Genomic DNA, 16,229 nt, shown 5'->3' on the forward strand with positions numbered 1-16,229 from the left:
TCAGTTGCCTCCCAGGGCAGCGAGCACAGATTTCACGGCGGGTTGCATCAAGTTCAGGGCCGGGGCGCTGTAGACCCCGAAGAAGATGGCGATCACCAGCGGCAGACCCAGGATCAGCCACTCGGTGTGGATGAGGTCGCGCACCATGACCCCCCCCAGCGGCCGCGCCTGCCAGAAGGTGGTCTGGAAGGCGGTGAGAGCGTAGGCGGCGGCAGCGATGGTGGTGATGCCCGCCGCGAAGGCCAACCAGGGCGAGACCTGATACGCGCCCAGCAGCACCGAGAACTCGCCGATAAAGCCAGCGAAGCCCGGCACGGCGATGGAGGCGAACCACAACGCCATCGTCAGGCCGCCCAGCGCCCCGGCGCCGGTCATCAGGCCGCCCACACGAGTGTCCAGGCTGCCGATGCGCTCCTGCACCATGCCCACGCTCAGGAACAGCGCCCCGGTGTACAGGTTCTGAAAAGCCAGCAGGTACATCGCGCCGATCACCGCCGTTTCGTTCAGGGAAAAGACGCCCAGCGCCACGAAACCCATGTGAGACAAGCCCGCATAGGCCAGCAGCCGCTTCCAGTCCTGCTGCCCGAAGGCGATCCAGGCGGAATACAGCGCCGTGAAGGCTGCCAGCCCCATCAGAATCGGGCGCAGTTCCAGCGAGGCGTCGGGGAACAGCGGAATGGCGAAGGTGAAGAGGCCGTAGCCGCCCACCTTGTACAGCGTGCCCATCACGTCGGGGATGCCGCTGTCGTGGTTCTGCTCATGAAAATCGGGCAGCCACGCGTGCAGCGGCCACAGCGGCAGCTTGACCGCCATCGCCGTCAGGAAGCCCAGGTACAGCCACGTCTGCGCCGGGCCCGTCACCAGATTCTGCTTGAGGTCCACCAGCGCGAACGTCGGGCTGCCGCCCAGGTAGCGCACGCCGATGATGCTCACCAGCATCAGCAGGCTCCCAAACAGCGTGTAGGCCGCGAACTTGACCAGCGCCCGCATCCGGTGCGCCTTGCCGTAGATCGCCAGCATCAGCAGCGAGGGCAGCAGGGCGTCCTCGAAGAACACGTAGAACAGGATCAGGTCACGCGCCGCGAAGATGCCCAGCAGCCCGGTTTCCATGGCCAGAATCAGCGCCAGCATGGTCCCAGGGTTGGGAATGCGCCGTGCGGCGTACAGAATGGCGATAAACGACATGAAGGCCGTCACCATCGCCAGCGCGAGACTGACGCCCGACAGTTCCACGCTGTAGGTAATCCCAAGAGCGGGAATCCAGTTCAGGCTCAGGAGGCCGGAGCCGCCCGCGTACCAGATCATCAGGCCCAGCCCCAGCGTCACGGCGGACATGAAGCCGGCCACCTCGTCGCGCCAGCGGTCGGGGAACAGGAGGATCAACAGGCTGCCCAGCAGCGGCAGGAAGATCATGATGGTGGGAAGCCATTGGGGGTCAAACATGCAGGGCCTCCGGGACATGAAGATCGGCGCTGAAGGTCAAAAGGGCTGAAGCTCTGAAAGGAATGACCCGGTTCGCTGCTTCCCACATTGGGAAGGGACGCTGCGAGGGCAGAGGGGGGCAGGGGGCCACTGCACAGGTCGCAGAAACAGGCACGCCCTTCACGCCCCACTCCCGATCATCTTCAGCGCCCAGTAGCCGATGATCCCGGCAGTGCCCAGCAGCATGCTGACCGCATAGGCCCGCACGAAGCCGCTCTGCCACAGGGTGAACAGGCCGCCTGGAGCCGCCGCGTTGCGGGACACGCTGCCGATCAGGCCATCCGTGCCCCGGTCCACGGTGTCCAGCGCCCCAGCAATCGCCTTGCTGGGGGCGCCCACCAGCCCGTCGTACACGTTGTCCAGGTACAGAGCGCTGGCGCTGAACTGGCCCAGTGGCCCGTTGTCCAGACGCTGCTTGCGGTGCTGAAGGTAGGCCCAGCCGAGCCCGGCCACCCCGGCCAGGACGGCGAAGACGGTCAGGGACCACTCGGTGGAGGCTGCGATCTCGTGCGCCTCCTGCGGAATGGCGCGGCCCAGGTAGGTGTCGAAGGCGTGGCCGCCGCCCAGGAAAGTGGGAATGTTCAGGAAGCCGATCAGGGTGGCGCCTGCGGCCAGAATACCCAGCGGAATCTTGGTGATCGTATCGGCCTCGTGCGGGTGGGCAACGCCAGTGGCCGCGGCGCCCCGGTACTCGCCGCGCCACACCAGGAAATACCAGCGGCCCATGTAGAAGGCGGTTAGCAGCGCCACGATCAATCCAATCAGGTACAGCAGCGGCTGGCTTTCAAAGGCGGCGGCCAGAATGGCATCCTTGCTGAAGAAGCCGCTCCAGATGGGAATGCCGCTGATGGCCAGGACGCCTGCGATGGACACGAGGTGCGTAAACGGCATGAATTTCCGCAGGCCACCCATGCGCCGCACGTCCTGTTCGTCGTGCAGGGCGTGGATCACTGCGCCCGCCGCCAGAAACAGCAGGGCCTTGAAAAAGGCATGACTCAGCAGGTGGAACACCCCTGCCGAGTACGCTCCCACGCCCACGGCCAGGAACATGTAGCCCAGCTGCGAGACGGTGGAGAAGGCCAGAATTTTCTTGATGTCGTGCTGGTTCAGCGCCGCCAGCGCGCCGTAGAGCGCCGTCAGGCCCCCAACCCAGGCCACCCACAGCGAGGCGTTGGGGGCCAGTTCGTACAGAAAGTGGCTGCGGGTGATCAGATACACGCCCGCCGTGACCATCGTGGCAGCGTGGATCAGCGCGGAGACGGGCGTGGGGCCAGCCATCGCATCGGGCAGCCAGGTGGTCAGCGGCAACTGACCGCTCTTGCCAATCGCGCCCACCAGCAGGAACAGGCAGGCCAGCTCTACCCCGGCGGTGGCCACCGACACGCCCTCCACCCGCGTCGCCAGTTCGGGAATGCTCAGGGTGCCGTACAGCTTGTACAGCAAAAACATGCCCAGCATGAAACCCAGATCGCCGATGCGGTTCATGATGAACGCCTTGCGGGCCGCGTTGGAGTTGTTGACACCCTCGCGCTCGCCTGCGGCGCGCAGGTCCCCGTCGGAAGACTCGCTGCCGCGCCCGTTAAACCAGAAGCCGATCAGCAGGTAGGACGCCATACCCACGCCCTCCCAGCCGACGAACATTAGCGGGTAGGAGTCGGCCAGCACCAGAATCAGCATCATGGCGACGAAGAAGTTCAGGAAGGCGAAGAAGCGCGTGAATTTGGGGTCATGCCCCATGTAGCTGATGGAATACAGGTGGATCAGGAAGCCGATGCCGGTGATGATCAGGGCCATCAGCGCGCTCAGTTGATCCAGATAGAAGCCGACGCTCAGGTTGGCGTTCAGCGCCATGTTGGGCAGCCACGTCCACAGCGTTTCCTGCGCGGGCGTGTCGGTCTGGCCCAGGTAACGCAGCACGGCGACCACGAAGGCCGCGCCGATCAGGCCAGTCGCCAGCCAGCCGCCCGTTTTGCCGGGAAACACGCGCGGAAAGACCATCAGCAGGGCAAAGCCGATCAGAGGCAGCAGGGGAAGCAGATACAGAAGGGGCAGCATGCTCGCCACTCAGCCTTTCATCGCCGCGAGATCGTCCACGTTGGTGGTCTCGCGCTTGCGGAAGATGGCGACGATGATTGCCAGGCCGATCGCCACCTCGGCGGCGGCCAGGGTCATCACGATAAACACGGCCGTTTGCCCGGTCAGGTCGCCCCACGAGCGGGCAAAGGCCACCAGCGCGATGTTCGCGGCGTTCAGCATCAGTTCCACGCTCAGGAAGACCATGATCGCGGTGCGGCGGGTCAGCACGCCGATCATGCCCAGTGCAAAAAGAATGCCCGACAGGGCAATGTAGTAACCGGTGGGCACCATTACGCGCGCACCTCCCCTTCGTCGTTTCGGTGCTGCAACACGGGCTGCGGCCCGCCCCTGGACGCTGAACCCACCTGCGGGGCCAGCGGCTCGGTCTCGCTGTCCGGCACGTTGTCTGGCTGCGGTGCGGGCCGGTTGACCAGCGCCACCGCGCCCACGATAGCGACGAGCAGCAGGATGCTGACCGCCTCGAAAGGCAGCAGGAAACGGGTCAGCAGGGTCTCCCCCACCACCGACGCCGAGCCTCCACCCAGCGCCACCGTCGCCTCGGCCACCGGACGCGGATCCTTGTACGAGAAGGCCAGTACCGTGAACGATCCGGCCAGCACCACGCCCCCCAGCCCAGCCAGCTCACGCACGAAGGGAATCGGATCGCGTCCGGTGATGGGCGAGTTGGCGTTGAGCAGCATGATCACGAACAGGAACAGCACCATGATGGCCCCGGCGTACACGATCACCTGGGTGGCCGCCAGGAACGACGCGTTCAGGGTGGCGAACAGCCCCGCCACACTGATCAGCGTGCCCACCAGCCCCAGCGCCGCGTGCACCGCGTTCCTCGCCGCGATGGTGATGACGCCGCCGACCAACGTGAGCGCGCCGAGGAGGATAAAGGCGATCATCATGGCGCGTCACCTGGGGCGTGCCTGAGCACCGAGGGAGCGTTCAGACGTCCTGTCGTTTTGACCTTTTGACCCTTGTTCAAGCACATCACCTGTACTCCACCCCTTCCAGTTCGGCGCGTGGTGGGCCGTCAAGCTGGAACCCCAGGCGGACAGGCTTGCCCGTCTTGGCGGCCTCGCGGCGCTGGGGCATGCTGCCGGTCACGCCCACCAGCATGTCTTCCTTGGCGTACACGAAGTCGCCGTAACGGTAGTCGGCCATCTCGAACTCGTTGCCCATTACGACGGCGCCGGTGGGGCAGGCCTCCTCGCACATGCCGCAGAAAATGCAGCGCAACATGTTGATCTCGTAGACCTTGGCGTAACGCTCGCCGGGGCTGTGGGGCGAGGCCGGATCGTTCTCGGCGGCCTCCACGTAGATGGCGTAGGCCGGGCAGGCGGCGGCGCACAGCGAGCAGCCGATGCACTTTTCCAGTCCCGTGCCGGGGTGACGGGTCAGGATGTGCCGCCCCCGGAAACGCGGCTGCAACGTGGCCCGCTCCTCCGGGTAGCTGACGGTCACAGGCTTCTGGAACAGCTTGCCCAGTGTCAGGCCCATGCCCTTGGCAATGTCAAGAACGCCCATGTGGAACTCCTTTGCAGGGTGAGTGAGGGGAAATCAGCAGTGCGGGCAAGCGAGAGAGGGAACGAACGACACCGTGCATGTCAGTCGCCCCCAACCGGCCGTGCACCCTTCTCGGCCACTTTCGGCGCGGCGGGCGCACTCCACAGCCCCCGCACGCGGTCGCTCATCAGGAACAGGCCCAGCAGGGCGGCCAGGCTCAACAGGCCCAGGAACCAGTAGCCCAGGCCAGCGGGCTTCAGGAAGGCCAGGTAAAAGGCCACCAGCATGGTGTTGCCCAGGGCCAGCGGCAGGATCAGCTTCCAGCCCAGACGCATCAGCTGGTCATACCGGAAGCGGGGCAGGGTGGCGCGCACCCAGATAAACACGAACAGGAAGAAGGCGATCTTGACCACCAGCCAGATGATCGGCCAGCCACTGATGCCGGGAATCAGGCCGTCTAGGAACACCGGCCCGCGGTAGCCCCCAAAGAACAGGGTGGACATCAGCGCGGAGGCGGTGATCATGTTGACGTATTCGGCCATCTGAAACAGCGCCCACTTGATCGCGGTGTACTCGGTCAGGTAGCCCGCCACGATTTCCTGCTCGGCTTCGGGCAGGTCAAAGGGCGTACGGTTCACCTCGGCAAACGAGCTGACCAGGAACAGCGCGAAGGCAAACACCTGATACAGCACGGTCCAGCCCGCCAGCGCCTGCCACTCCACGATCACCCGGAAGTTGATGGACCCGATCAGCATCAGGGTGCCCAGGATGCTCAGGCCCATGCCCAGCTCGTAGCTGATCATCTGCGCGCTGCTTCTCAGGCCCCCCAGAATCGGGTACTTGCTGCCCGAGGCCCAGCCGCCCAGAAAGATGCCGTACACGCCCATAGAGGTCAGGGCCAGCAGCGCCAGCAGTCCGGCGTCCAGGTTGTAGACCCAGGGATCGGCGCCGAACAGGCTGCCCGCCGGACCAGCCGGAATGCCCCCGAAGGCGGTCAGGGCCATCCCGATGGCGACGATCGGGGCCAGGGTGTAGACCAGCTTGTCCGCCATGCTGACCTGCAGGTCTTCCTTGAAGATGCTCTTGATGGCGTCCGCCAGGGGTTGCAGCAGGCCCATCGGCCCCACCCGGTTCGGTCCCCAGCGGATCTGCATGCGGGCCAGCAGGCGCCGCTCAATCAGGGTCATGTAGGCGAAGGTGGTCAGCAGTGCGAGCGCCACCAGCACAGCTTTGAGCAGGGTAATCAGAGCGGCGATCAGCCAGTCGGGCATCAGTCATCCCCTCCTGCGGGGGCCGCGCCCAGCATCGGCAGCGGCTGGAGACTGGCGGGAACCAGGGTCTGGATCGAGGGTTGCATGCGCTCCGTCCACAACTGTGGGGTGTGGATCTGCTCGGTGGGAGCGACGTGGGCCGTGCGGAAAGGGTGGATCACACCGCGCTCCGGCTGGCCACCGAGCTTGAGGCCCAGCTTCTGAGCCGCCAGCGCCTGCGCTCCCTTCAGGCCGCGCACCGGGGCGCGCAGACCCAGCGCCTCGGCCACGGCGGTCAGCGTGCGGATCAGGTCCGCGGCCTCGCCCGCACTCAGGGCGGCCTGCTCCAGTTCCAGGAGGCGGCCTTCCAGATTGACGGTGGTGCCGCGCTTCTCGTAATTGGTCACGGCGGGCAGCACCACGTCCGCCAGCCGCGCGGTGGCGGTCAGGTGCGAATCGTGAACGACGGTCAGGCCGCGTGCCCGCACGCCCGGATCGAGGCGGCTGATGAAGGCGGCGGGGGCCTCGGCCACGCGCGCATACGGCAGGCCACCCTCACGCGGCACCAGCCTCAGCGCGGCCAGCCCCTTGCTGTTGGCCCCGGCGGGAATCGCCATGACCTTCGCGCCCGTGCGGGCAGCCAGGGTGCTCAGTTGCGCCGCAAACGATCCCGAAGCGCCGTTCAGCACGTCTGCCCCCAGCACGATGACGGCTTGCTCGGCGTCCGTGAGCAATTTCAGCGCGGCCTGCAACTCGGCGGTGTCGGGGCGGCTCAGGCGTTCCAGAGCGTTGTACCCGTTAGACGACACCCGGATCCCCGCATGTGCCCACAGCCGCGACTCCCTGCCGATGACCGCCAGTTTTTCCGGCTTGCGTGCCGGGCGTTCCACCAGCCGCAGGTCGGCAATCGCCGTGCCGTGCGCGTACTCGGGTGGAAGGAGACCGCCGCGCAGCATTTCCAGAATGCGGAGTTCCAGCACCGGGGCTTCCTCGCCCAGATCCGCGCCGATCACCACCACGGCGTCGGCGGTGGCCACGTCGCCGAGGGTAGCGGCGCCATTCGGCATGGCGTCCAGCGCCACCTCGTAACGGGGCCAGTGATCCACATGGACGCTGCCCAGCGCTTCCGCCAGCGCTTCGAGCGCCACGCCTTCCTCCAGCGTGCTGTCGGCGTTCAGGTACAGGGCCAGCTCTGCGGTGTTGTGGCGGGTCATGCCCGCGCGGATGGCGGCAATCGCCACGTCCCAGCTCGCCTCCTGCAATTCGCCGTCCACGCGCACCAGAGGCACGGTCAGCCGCCGCTCAGAGGCAAAAGCGTGACCGAAGCGGCCGGCGTCGCAGATCCACGCCTCGTTCACCTCGCGGTTCTCGCGGGCCACGATGCGCTCCAAGCGCCCGTTGCGGGCGTCCACCGTGATGGAGCAGCCCACCGGGCACAGGGTGCAGGTGGTGGGGGTGTGGTCGTACTCCCAGTTGCGCCCCCGGAACCGCGCCACGTTGTCCAGCAGCGCCCCCACCGGACAGATGTCGGTGATGTTGCCCTGAAAGCCGGTGGGCAGACCGCCCTCTTCCGTGTCGATAAAGGTGTGCCCGCCACGCTCGATAAAGTCCAGCACTTCCTGGCCCGGCACTTCTTCGAAATAGCGCACGCAGCGTTTGCAGTGAATGCAGCGTTCCTGATCGAGAATCACGAAGTCCGAGAGTGGGTAGTGCTTGTCGGCGTGTCGGCGGTCAAAGCCGAAGCGACTGGCTCCGTAGCCGTACTCGAAGGCGCGGTCCTGCAATTCGCACGCGCCGCCCTTGTCGCAGGTGGGGCAGTCCAGCGGGTGGTTCAGGAGGGTGAACTCCATCATGCCTGCCTGCGCCTTGGCCACCACCTCGCTGCTGCGGGCGGTCCTGATATGCATGCCGTCGGTGGCCTGCATGGTGCAGGAGGCCATCGGCTTGGGGAACCAGAAGATCTTGGGTTGTCCCGTCGCCTCATCCAGCACGAACGAGCCGTCCTTTTCCTTGCGCGGCGAGCCCGTTTCCACCAGACACATGCGGCACGCGCCCACCGGACTCAGGTATTTGTGCGCGCAGAAATACGGCACGTCCCCGCCCGCCCCGAAGACCGCGTCAATGGCGGATGTTCCAGCGGGGAGGTCGAGTTCTACGCCGTCTACATGAACTTTCATGCGTCTCTCCAACGGTTGCGGGGCGGGTAGGTGGGCGTCTGGAACTGGGCCAACGAGTCGTACTCCTCGCGGAACAGCGCGATGCTGCTCAGCACTGGACCCAGGCAGGCGTCGGCCAGCGCGCAGAAGCTGCGGCCTCCGATGTTCTCGGACATGTCCAGGATCAGTTGCACGTCGCCGGGCTGACCGTGACCGCGCACCAGCTTCTCGTACATGCGGGTCATCCAGCTCGAGATCCCCTCACGGCACGGCGTGCATTTGCCGCAGGACTCGTGGCCGTAGAAGCGCACCATGTTCCAGGTGGCGTTCACGATGCAGTCGGCCTTGGGAATCACGGTGACGCCGCCCGTGCCGAGCATGGAACCGGCGGCGGCCACGCTCTCGTAATCCATCGGCGTGTCCAGCGTCTTGTCGTCCCAGCGCAGCAGCGGGCAACTGGAGCCGCCGGGGATAATGGCCTTCATCTCCTCCAGCGGGCCGCCCGCCCAGTCGTAGATCAGCTCGCGGAACGTGGTACCCAGCGGCAACTCGTACACGCCGGGCCGCGCCACCGGCCCAGACACCTGAAACAGCTTCATGCCCTTGCTCTTCTCGGTGCCCATTTCCGCGTGCCACTCGGCCCCGAACTTGAGGATCTGGGTGGCGGCGCAGAACGTCTCCACGTTGTTGATGGTGGTGGGCAGCCCGTAAAGGCCAGCGGCGGCGGGAAAGGGCGGCTTCAGTCGGGGGTTGGCGCGCAGCCCTTCCAGGCTGTTCATCAGGGCGGTTTCCTCGCCGCAGATGTAGGCCCCGGCTCCCCGGTGCAGGTGCAGCTGGAAGGCGAAACCGCTGCCCAGGATGTTCTGACCCAGCAGTCCGGCCCCGCGCGCCTCCTGAATGGCGGCCTCAATGCGCTGGGCGGCGTGGACGTACTCACCCCGGATATAGATGTAGCCCACGCTGGCGCGCATGGCGTACCCGGCGATGATCATGCCCTCAATCAACTGGTGCGGGTCTTCCGAGAGCAGGTAGCGGTCCTTGAAGCTGCCCGGTTCGGACTCGTCCGCATTGCAGATGATGTAGTGGGGCTTACCGTCGTTGAGCGGCATGAAAGACCACTTGAGACCGGTGGCGAAGCCCGCCCCGCCGCGTCCGCGCAGGCCGGATTTCTTGACCTCGTCGATCACGGCGTCCGCCCCCATGCCGAAGGCGCGCCCCACGGCCTCGTAACCGCCGTTGCGGCGATAGTAGCCGAGCGTCCAGCTGTCTGGCTGCCCGACGTGGGCGTAGAGGGTGGGGGCAAAGCGTGGGTCCTTGCCGCTGGTGATCGGCTTGGGCGGCGTGGGGGCAGTGTCTGGAAAGGTGGCGGTCACGCTTCACCTCCGTGGAAGGGCGGAAGCTGATTGAGGCCGGTGACGCTGGCCCCCACCGCCTCACCGCTCGCCAGCACCTGACGGCCCTCGGCGTTGACGGTCACAGGCACGGGGTTGTCGGGCAACGGCTGAAGATCGGCGCGCAGGGCTTTCAGAATGCTGGCGCACTTGCCCGGCGTCACTTTCTCGTAGTAGCCGTCGTCGTTGATCTGTATTAGCGGCGCGGTGCCGCAGGAGCCCAGGCATTCCACCTTCTGCACGCTGAAACGTCCGTCAGGGGAAACCTCGCCCGGCTGCACGTCCAGCTCCGAGACCAGGTGATCCCACAGTTCGTCCGAACCGGCCAGCGAGCACATCACCGTGCTGCACACCTGCAGGTGGTACTTGCCGGTGGGCAGCGTGTGGTAGGTGGAATAAAAGCTCATGACACTGCGGACTTCCGTGGCGGTGGTGCCGCACAGCGCGGCGATCTCGTCCATGCGCGAGCCGCTTACGAAGCCCTCGGCATCCTGAACCTCGCGTAGCAGGGGCATCAGCGCGCTGCGGCGGCCCTGCGGTGAGTCCGGGTAGCGCGAGAAGATATCGGCCACCAGCGTTTGTTTATCGGCGAAGTAACTCAAGCTTTGGCTCCCTTACCGGTCCACGTCCCCAAGCACGGGGTCGATGGTGGCGAGAATGGTGATCAGGTCTGCAAACTGCGCGCCCACGCAGGCGTACTCCAGCGCCTGCAGGTTGACGAAACTGGGGGCGCGAATCTTGACCCGGTACGGCATGCTGCCGCCGTCGCTGACGATGTAGTAACCCACCTCACCGCGCGCCGACTCGGTGGGCACGTAGACCTCGCCGACGGGCGGGTGAAAGCCCTCGGTGACCAGTTTGAAGTGGTGGATGACTGCCTCCATGCTGGTTTCCAGCTCCTGGCGCGGCGGCAGTGAGATCTTGCGGTTAGGATCCTTGACCGGGCCGGGCCTGAGCCGCGCCAGCGCCTGCCGGATGATCTTGATGCTCTCGCCGAATTCCCACAGGCGCATGTTGAAGCGCGCCAGACTGTCGCCGTCCTGGCTGGTCACGACGTTGAAGTCGTAGGTCTCGTAGCCGCAGTACGGGTTGTCCTTGCGGTTGTCCAGCGGCACGCCCGAAGCCCGCAGATTCGGTCCGGTCAGGCCCAGATCCAGGGCAACCTCGGGCGGAATGATGCCCACGCCGCGCGCCCGGTCCTGGAAGATAGGGTTCTCGGCAAATAGCGTGGTGTACTCCTGCACGCCCTTTTCCATCTGGTCCAGAAAGCGCGACACCATGGCAGGCCAGCCCTCGGGAATGTCACGGCTCAGGCCGCCCACACACAGATAGCCCTGGTTCATGCGGTAGCCACAGACAGCCTCGAACAGGTCCTGGCAGCTCTCCTTCTCGCGGAAGGCGTAGAAGAACGGCGTCAGCGCGCCGAGGTCCAGCAGGCCCGTGCCCACGAAGACCAGATGGCTGTGGATGCGCCCCAGTTCGTGCAGGATCACGCGGACGGTGGTGGCCCGCTCGGGCACCTCGGCCGAGAGCAGTTTTTCTACACTCAGCACGTACGCCAGCTCATGGCCGAAGCAGTGCAGGTAGTCGGTGCGCGGCGCGTAGGTCACGCCCTGCTGGTAGGTGCGGTGCTCGAAGGTCTTCTCGAAGCCGGTGTGCAGGTAACCCATGTGCGGCGTGACCTTGACCACGTACTCGCCGTCCATGTCCACCACCAGCCGCAAGACGCCGTGGGTGCTGGGGTGCTGCGGCCCCACGTTCAGCGACATGATCTCGGTGTGCAGCAGCGCTCCAGTCTGCCCCTGCATCCGCTCTCCGGAGATGGATTCCTGGTGGTCCGGGGTCATCTGGCGGCGCGGCAGGGTGCCCGAATCCGGGTTCTGCCTCAGGTCACGCAGGGTCTCGCGTTCCTTGACGGTGGTGCGGTCCTTGCTGCTGGTCATGCGAACCCTCCTTCACGCGGACAACAGGTCCGGAACAGAACCTCGCCCATCACTTCGGCCCTCCCTCCGGCATCACCGGGGGCAGGCGGTCCTCGCCGCGCCCGCGCCTCAGCTCACCCCGGTAGCCGGTCAGGCCGGATTGCTGCCCGGTGACGCCGGCACGGAAGGCGGCAGGGTCGAGGAAACGCCCGTCGCGGAATAATGTGGGCGTCTCGCCCAGCGGGAAGTCCTTGCGAAGAGGGTGACCTTCCAGATCGTCGGGGGTCAGCACCTTGCGCAGATCGGGGTGGCCGGCAAATTCGACGCCCATCAGGTCATAGACCTCGCGTTCCAGATAGTTGGCGGCCTTCCAGACCGGGTACAGGCTGTCCAGCGTCTCGCCCTCGTCCAGCCACACACGCAGGAACACGCGGCGGTGGTAATGGGGATGGTAGATGTTGTGCAGCACGGCAAAGCGCTTGGGCCGGGGCTGGTTGTAAGCCAGGTAATCGACGCCCACCGAGTCCATCAGCATGAAGCCGCGCTCCTTGAGGGCCTGCGCCACCTCACGCAGCCGCTCCGGGGGGACGAGGGCCGTGGGTTCCGCCGAGTCGTCCGCGGTCAGGCCAAGTTCGGCGATCAATCCGGTCACGTCGCGCGGATCTGCGGGTGGCGCGGAGACCGGCGCAGGCTCCACCGCGGCGGGACTGACCGTCACCACCGGGACCGAGTCCGGCGTGACCGTGATCGCCGGCGGCTGGCTGCGGACGACGGTCTGGGCCTGTGGGGGCTGTCCCTGCGACTGAGAGGACTGCATCCCTGCGTTCCGCCCGGTCAGGCGTTCAGGCTCCGGGGTGGTCCTGTCACCCTTGTCGCCCGTCATCTGGTCCACGCATCCACCATTGGGAGCTGGTGGCCCAGTTGATCGAAGGCCTCGCCGCGCACCTTCTTCTGAAGCTGCATCACGGCGTAAATCAGGGCTTCGGGCCTCGGCGGGCAGCCCGGCACGAAGATGTCCACCGGCACCACGCTGTCTACGTTCTGGACGATGGCGTAGTTGTTGAACATGCCCCCCGAACTGGCGCACGCCCCCATGCTGATCACCCACTTGGGATCGGGCATCTGGTCATACACCCGGCGCATGATCGGGGCCATCTTCTTGCTCAGGCGTCCGGCGACGATCATCACGTCGGCCTGCCGGGGGCTGGCACGGAACACCTCCGAGCCGAAGCGGGCCATGTCGTTGCGGCCGTTGGTACTGCTCATCATCTCGATGGCGCAGCACGCCAGCCCGAAGGTGGCGGGCCACAGGCTGTTGCTGCGGCCCCAGGCCACCAGTTTCTCCAGACTGGAAAACAGGATGCCCTCGGATTCCAGTTCCTGCCAGTCGCGGTCAATCAGTTCCTTGAGTGCCATGATCGCACCTCCGTTGTCCTGCTTTCCAGGTCCGGTGCAGGGCTCAAGATCCGCAGCCCTGAAGCCCACGCTGGCTCGTCGCCGCGCCTCAAACCTTTAGACGGGCCACCCTTTTGGCGGCACAGGGCGCCATTTATGCCCATTCCAGCACCCGCTTTTTCAGCACATAGACGTATCCCACCAGCAGCAGCAGCACGAAGGTCAGGGCCTCGAAGAAGGCAAAGGGAATCAGCTTCTGGTAGGCCACGGCCAGGGGATAGAAAAAGGCCGTCTCAATGTCGAACACGATGAACAGCATCGCCACCAGGTAGAAATGCACCGGGAAGCGCTGCCCGGTCCCCACGCCACCGTGTTCCGGATCGTTGCCTGATTCGTAGGCCATCAGCTTAGCGCGGCTGCCCTTCTTCGGCCCCAGGATGGCGCTGACGATGACGGCCAGCACGCCAATGCCCACGGCCACCAGCAACATGATTACGAAGTTGAGGTATTCGATAACGGCGCTCCTTTCTGCCCCGAATCTTCTCCTGATTCTCAACGACTCGTGAAAAACGGCACGAGAAGCATCAAAAAAAGAGAGGCAAATGAATAAAACGGATGGGTTGTGTTACCCCTCCGTTTTATCACGTTTGTGCTTACCGGGCGCGTTTCTGGCCCCTCACTCTCCGCGCTGCTCTAGCTGATCTGAGGGGCAATCTGCGCGTGTTCTGGCGACGACGATCCGCTCACCCAGGGAACTGCAGAGCAAGGCGGCGCGTCAGGCGCTTCCGGTGCCGTCGTCATCCCAGATTTATGGCGCTGACATGGGAGAGTGGCCCCTGAATCCACCTCGATTTCCTAGGGCCGCAGTTCTACCCAAGTTCCATGGCCTATGTCGACCGTGGACTGGGAGAGGAACGATCAGTTCAGCAGTTCCACGAAATCGTCATCGGCGTCGTCGTGGGCCAGGGGGAGGGTGAAGGCGAAGGTGGCCCCGTGGCCGCGCTCGGAATGCACCCCGATGCTGCCGCCGTGCTCCTCGACGGCCAGTTTGCAAAAGGCCAGACCCATGCCGGTGTCGAAGCGGCCATGCAGGGTCAGACGCGATTGCTCGAAGGCGGCGAACAGGTTGGGGATGTCGTCAGCGGGAATGCCCTCGCCGTCGTCCTGCACGCTGATCTGAACTGCGTCTCCCACCAGACGGACGGCGACCAGAATGTGACCGCCACCGGTGGTGTGCTTCATGGCGTTGCTGATCAGGTTGGCCATGACCCGGCGCAGGATTTCCGGATCGACGCTGGCCGGACTGAGATTGCTCTCGACTTCGATCCGGACCACGCGGTCGCGCAGGCCGCTGCCCACATCGCCACAGGCCAGGGCGATGACCTCCTGAAACATCGGCGAGAACATCAGTTCGCGTCTCAGGTTCATCTTCCCGGCCTGAATCTTGCGGATATCGAGCATGTTGACGGTCAGGTGCAGCAGATGCTGGGTCTCGTCGCGGGCGACCTTCAACAGCTCGCGCGAATCGTCGGGCACGCGGGCATCGTCCTGCACGATCTCCAGCAGGCCCATCACGGCAGCGATTGGGTTCTTGAGGTCATGCACCAGCATGTGGATCAGCTGGTCCCGTACCCGTTCCTCGTGGTCCCAGTCATCGCTGCGGCGTTGTAGGGCGGCCACCCGGCCCTGCAGCTCATGGTGCTGGTGGGCGCGGGCCAGCATGTTGGTCACCTGCAACGCCAGCGCGTCGGGCGCAGTGGTGTCGCTGATCAGGGCATCGGCCCCTGCGGAAAGCAGGGTCCCCAGGCCGCGTGAGCCCACCGCCAGCCACTGGGTTCCGGCCAGTTCAGCGCGCTGGCGCAGAATAGGCAACACCTGGGACAGCGGCACGCCGGGCAGATCGGTGTACAGCAGCGCCACGGCAGGCGGCTGGACATGCGCCTCGCGCAGAAGGGTCTCGGCGTCGCTGATGTGCACGACGGCGGCCCTGGTCAGCAGGGGCGCAAGCTGCGAGGCGCGGGCACGGTCTGCGCAGACCACGAAGACAGTTTGGGCATCAGGGATGGACATTGACTGAGGGGCAGTGTACTCCGGATACCGGGAGCGGAAGTTGGAAGTGGGAGACAGTTTTCAGGCGGCGCGCCGCCGGAGGCGTTGCGGGACAAAAGGGGGGCGTCACCTCAGACAGCCAGCAACTCGCGCGCCGCCCGCGTCAGATCGCCGCTGCCCGCCAGACTGCTGCCCACCAGCACGGCGTCGGCCAGACCGCGAATCTGCGCGATCTGATCGGGGCTGCGGTAGCCGCTCTCGGCCACCAGTACGCCGGTAAAACCGCGCTGCCGGGCCAGCCGGATCAGGCGCGGGCTGACGGCCAGATTGATGTCCAGCGTCGTCAGATCGCGGTTGTTGACCCCGATGATGCGCGCCCCACTCTCCAGCGCCACGTCCAGCTCGGTCTCATCGTGAACCTCCACCAGGGCATCCAGACCCAGGTGGTGCGCCGCTTGCAGATACGCGCCCGTCGCCTCCTTCAGCACGCTGACCATCAGCAGCGTCGCCGACGCGCCCCACTCGGCAGCCTCAGACAGCATGGCGGGATGCACCACGAAATCCTTTCGCAGCACGGGCAACTCCACAGCGCCCACCACGCTGTGCAGTGCTTGCGGGTTACCGTCGAAGTGGCGGGGTTCGGTTAGCACGCTGATGGCCGCCGCGCCCCCTGACTGGTAGGCGCGTGCCGCCGCCGCCGGGTCCAGCGGGGCAATCGCTCCCTGACTGGGACTGGCACGCTTGACCTCGGCAATCAGGGCGAGATCCGGGCCGCCCAGGGCCGCCTCGAATAGGCAGGCGGCAGGGCGGGCGGGGCCGAAGTCTGGGCTGGCTTCCCGGTAATCCCCGGCACGCTCCTGAACGATGCGGCCCAGCACACCCGGCACGCGACTTGGATCAGGGAGGGGCAGGCCATTCACGCGCCGGAGTATAGGGGCTCACCGTTCTGAGGGGAACGCGAAGTCAGGGAAACGCATGTTAGCCTGAACGCCA

General features: G+C 65.7%; 15 protein-coding genes. All 15 read right to left on the reverse strand.

The features are described from left to right. Window positions 1-1,443 (reverse strand): NADH-quinone oxidoreductase subunit M, encoded by a 1,443-nt coding sequence (locus HNQ08_RS11575; protein WP_184131889.1) that lies wholly within the window; start codon window positions 1,441-1,443, stop codon window positions 1-3. Window positions 1,444-1,602: 159 nt separating this feature from the next. After that, complete coding sequence (gene nuoL, locus HNQ08_RS11580) at window positions 1,603-3,537, reverse strand: NADH-quinone oxidoreductase subunit L (protein ID WP_184131892.1); 1,935 nt, start codon at window positions 3,535-3,537, stop codon at window positions 1,603-1,605. Window positions 3,538-3,546: 9 nt separating this feature from the next. Continuing rightward, window positions 3,547-3,849, reverse strand: a complete 303-nt coding sequence (nuoK, locus tag HNQ08_RS11585; RefSeq protein WP_039682061.1) for an NADH-quinone oxidoreductase subunit NuoK — start codon at window positions 3,847-3,849, stop codon at window positions 3,547-3,549. Continuing rightward, entirely contained in the window at window positions 3,849-4,472 is a 624-nt protein-coding gene (locus HNQ08_RS11590; RefSeq protein ID WP_184131895.1) for an NADH-quinone oxidoreductase subunit J family protein, read from the reverse strand. The genes nuoK and HNQ08_RS11590 overlap by 1 nt, the downstream gene beginning before the upstream one ends. 85 nt (window positions 4,473-4,557) lie before the next feature. Continuing rightward, window positions 4,558-5,094 (reverse strand): NADH-quinone oxidoreductase subunit NuoI, encoded by a 537-nt coding sequence (nuoI, locus tag HNQ08_RS11595; protein WP_184131898.1) that lies wholly within the window; start codon window positions 5,092-5,094, stop codon window positions 4,558-4,560. Window positions 5,095-5,174: 80 nt separating this feature from the next. After that, window positions 5,175-6,344, reverse strand: coding sequence for an NADH-quinone oxidoreductase subunit NuoH (nuoH, locus tag HNQ08_RS11600; protein WP_184131901.1), 1,170 nt, complete (start codon window positions 6,342-6,344; stop codon window positions 5,175-5,177). After that, window positions 6,344-8,500 carry an NADH-quinone oxidoreductase subunit NuoG gene (nuoG, locus tag HNQ08_RS11605; RefSeq protein WP_184131904.1) on the reverse strand — a complete coding sequence of 719 codons (2,157 nt, stop codon included), beginning with the start codon at window positions 8,498-8,500 and terminating at the stop codon, window positions 6,344-6,346. The genes nuoH and nuoG overlap by 1 nt, the downstream gene beginning before the upstream one ends. Continuing rightward, window positions 8,497-9,852, reverse strand: coding sequence for an NADH-quinone oxidoreductase subunit NuoF (gene nuoF, locus HNQ08_RS11610; RefSeq protein WP_184131907.1), 1,356 nt, complete (start codon window positions 9,850-9,852; stop codon window positions 8,497-8,499). The genes nuoG and nuoF overlap by 4 nt, the downstream gene beginning before the upstream one ends. After that, entirely contained in the window at window positions 9,849-10,472 is a 624-nt protein-coding gene (gene nuoE, locus HNQ08_RS11615) for an NADH-quinone oxidoreductase subunit NuoE (protein ID WP_184131910.1), read from the reverse strand. Before nuoE ends, nuoF begins: the two co-directional genes overlap by 4 nt. A gap of 12 nt (window positions 10,473-10,484) precedes the next feature. Further along, entirely contained in the window at window positions 10,485-11,678 is a 1,194-nt protein-coding gene (gene nuoD, locus HNQ08_RS11620) for an NADH dehydrogenase (quinone) subunit D (protein ID WP_184132454.1), read from the reverse strand. Window positions 11,679-11,862: 184 nt separating this feature from the next. Then, entirely contained in the window at window positions 11,863-12,675 is an 813-nt protein-coding gene (locus HNQ08_RS27895; RefSeq protein ID WP_280527580.1) for an NADH-quinone oxidoreductase subunit C, read from the reverse strand. Next, entirely contained in the window at window positions 12,672-13,208 is a 537-nt protein-coding gene (locus HNQ08_RS11630; RefSeq protein ID WP_184131912.1) for a NuoB/complex I 20 kDa subunit family protein, read from the reverse strand. The genes HNQ08_RS27895 and HNQ08_RS11630 overlap by 4 nt, the downstream gene beginning before the upstream one ends. A 133-nt stretch (window positions 13,209-13,341) precedes the next feature. Further along, complete coding sequence (locus tag HNQ08_RS11635) at window positions 13,342-13,677, reverse strand: NADH-quinone oxidoreductase subunit A (protein ID WP_039686449.1); 336 nt, start codon at window positions 13,675-13,677, stop codon at window positions 13,342-13,344. Between the two features lie 428 nt (window positions 13,678-14,105). Continuing rightward, window positions 14,106-15,257: an ATP-binding protein gene (locus HNQ08_RS11640; protein WP_184131914.1), complete on the reverse strand. Its 1,152-nt coding sequence runs from the start codon at window positions 15,255-15,257 to the stop codon at window positions 14,106-14,108. Window positions 15,258-15,367: 110 nt separating this feature from the next. Beyond that, window positions 15,368-16,156 (reverse strand): indole-3-glycerol phosphate synthase TrpC, encoded by a 789-nt coding sequence (gene trpC / locus HNQ08_RS11645; RefSeq protein ID WP_184131917.1) that lies wholly within the window; start codon window positions 16,154-16,156, stop codon window positions 15,368-15,370. Window positions 16,157-16,229: the final 73 nt, after the last annotated feature.

Source organism: Deinococcus humi (genome assembly GCF_014201875.1).
Lineage (GTDB): Bacteria > Deinococcota > Deinococci > Deinococcales > Deinococcaceae > Deinococcus > Deinococcus humi.

Excerpts from the sequence above, each read along its gene's own strand:
- nuoH (WP_184131901.1), bottom strand. The coding sequence starts at position 6,344 with ATGCCCGACTGGCTGATCGCCGCTCTGATTACCCTGCTCAAAGCTGTG.
- HNQ08_RS27895 (WP_280527580.1), bottom strand. The coding sequence starts at position 12,675 with ATGACGGGCGACAAGGGTGACAGGACCACCCCGGAGCCTGAACGCCTG.
- nuoK (WP_039682061.1), bottom strand. The coding sequence starts at position 3,849 with ATGGTGCCCACCGGTTACTACATTGCCCTGTCGGGCATTCTTTTTGCA.
- HNQ08_RS11575 (WP_184131889.1), bottom strand. The coding sequence starts at position 1,443 with ATGTTTGACCCCCAATGGCTTCCCACCATCATGATCTTCCTGCCGCTG.
- nuoI (WP_184131898.1), bottom strand. The coding sequence starts at position 5,094 with ATGGGCGTTCTTGACATTGCCAAGGGCATGGGCCTGACACTGGGCAAG.
- HNQ08_RS11640 (WP_184131914.1), bottom strand. The coding sequence starts at position 15,257 with ATGTCCATCCCTGATGCCCAAACTGTCTTCGTGGTCTGCGCAGACCGT.
- HNQ08_RS11635 (WP_039686449.1), bottom strand. The coding sequence starts at position 13,677 with ATGTTGCTGGTGGCCGTGGGCATTGGCGTGCTGGCCGTCATCGTCAGC.
- nuoL (WP_184131892.1), bottom strand. The coding sequence starts at position 3,537 with ATGCTGCCCCTTCTGTATCTGCTTCCCCTGCTGCCTCTGATCGGCTTT.
- HNQ08_RS11590 (WP_184131895.1), bottom strand. The coding sequence starts at position 4,472 with ATGATGATCGCCTTTATCCTCCTCGGCGCGCTCACGTTGGTCGGCGGC.
- HNQ08_RS11630 (WP_184131912.1), bottom strand. The coding sequence starts at position 13,208 with ATGGCACTCAAGGAACTGATTGACCGCGACTGGCAGGAACTGGAATCC.
- nuoD (WP_184132454.1), bottom strand. The coding sequence starts at position 11,678 with ATGCAGGGGCAGACTGGAGCGCTGCTGCACACCGAGATCATGTCGCTG.
- nuoG (WP_184131904.1), bottom strand. The coding sequence starts at position 8,500 with ATGAAAGTTCATGTAGACGGCGTAGAACTCGACCTCCCCGCTGGAACA.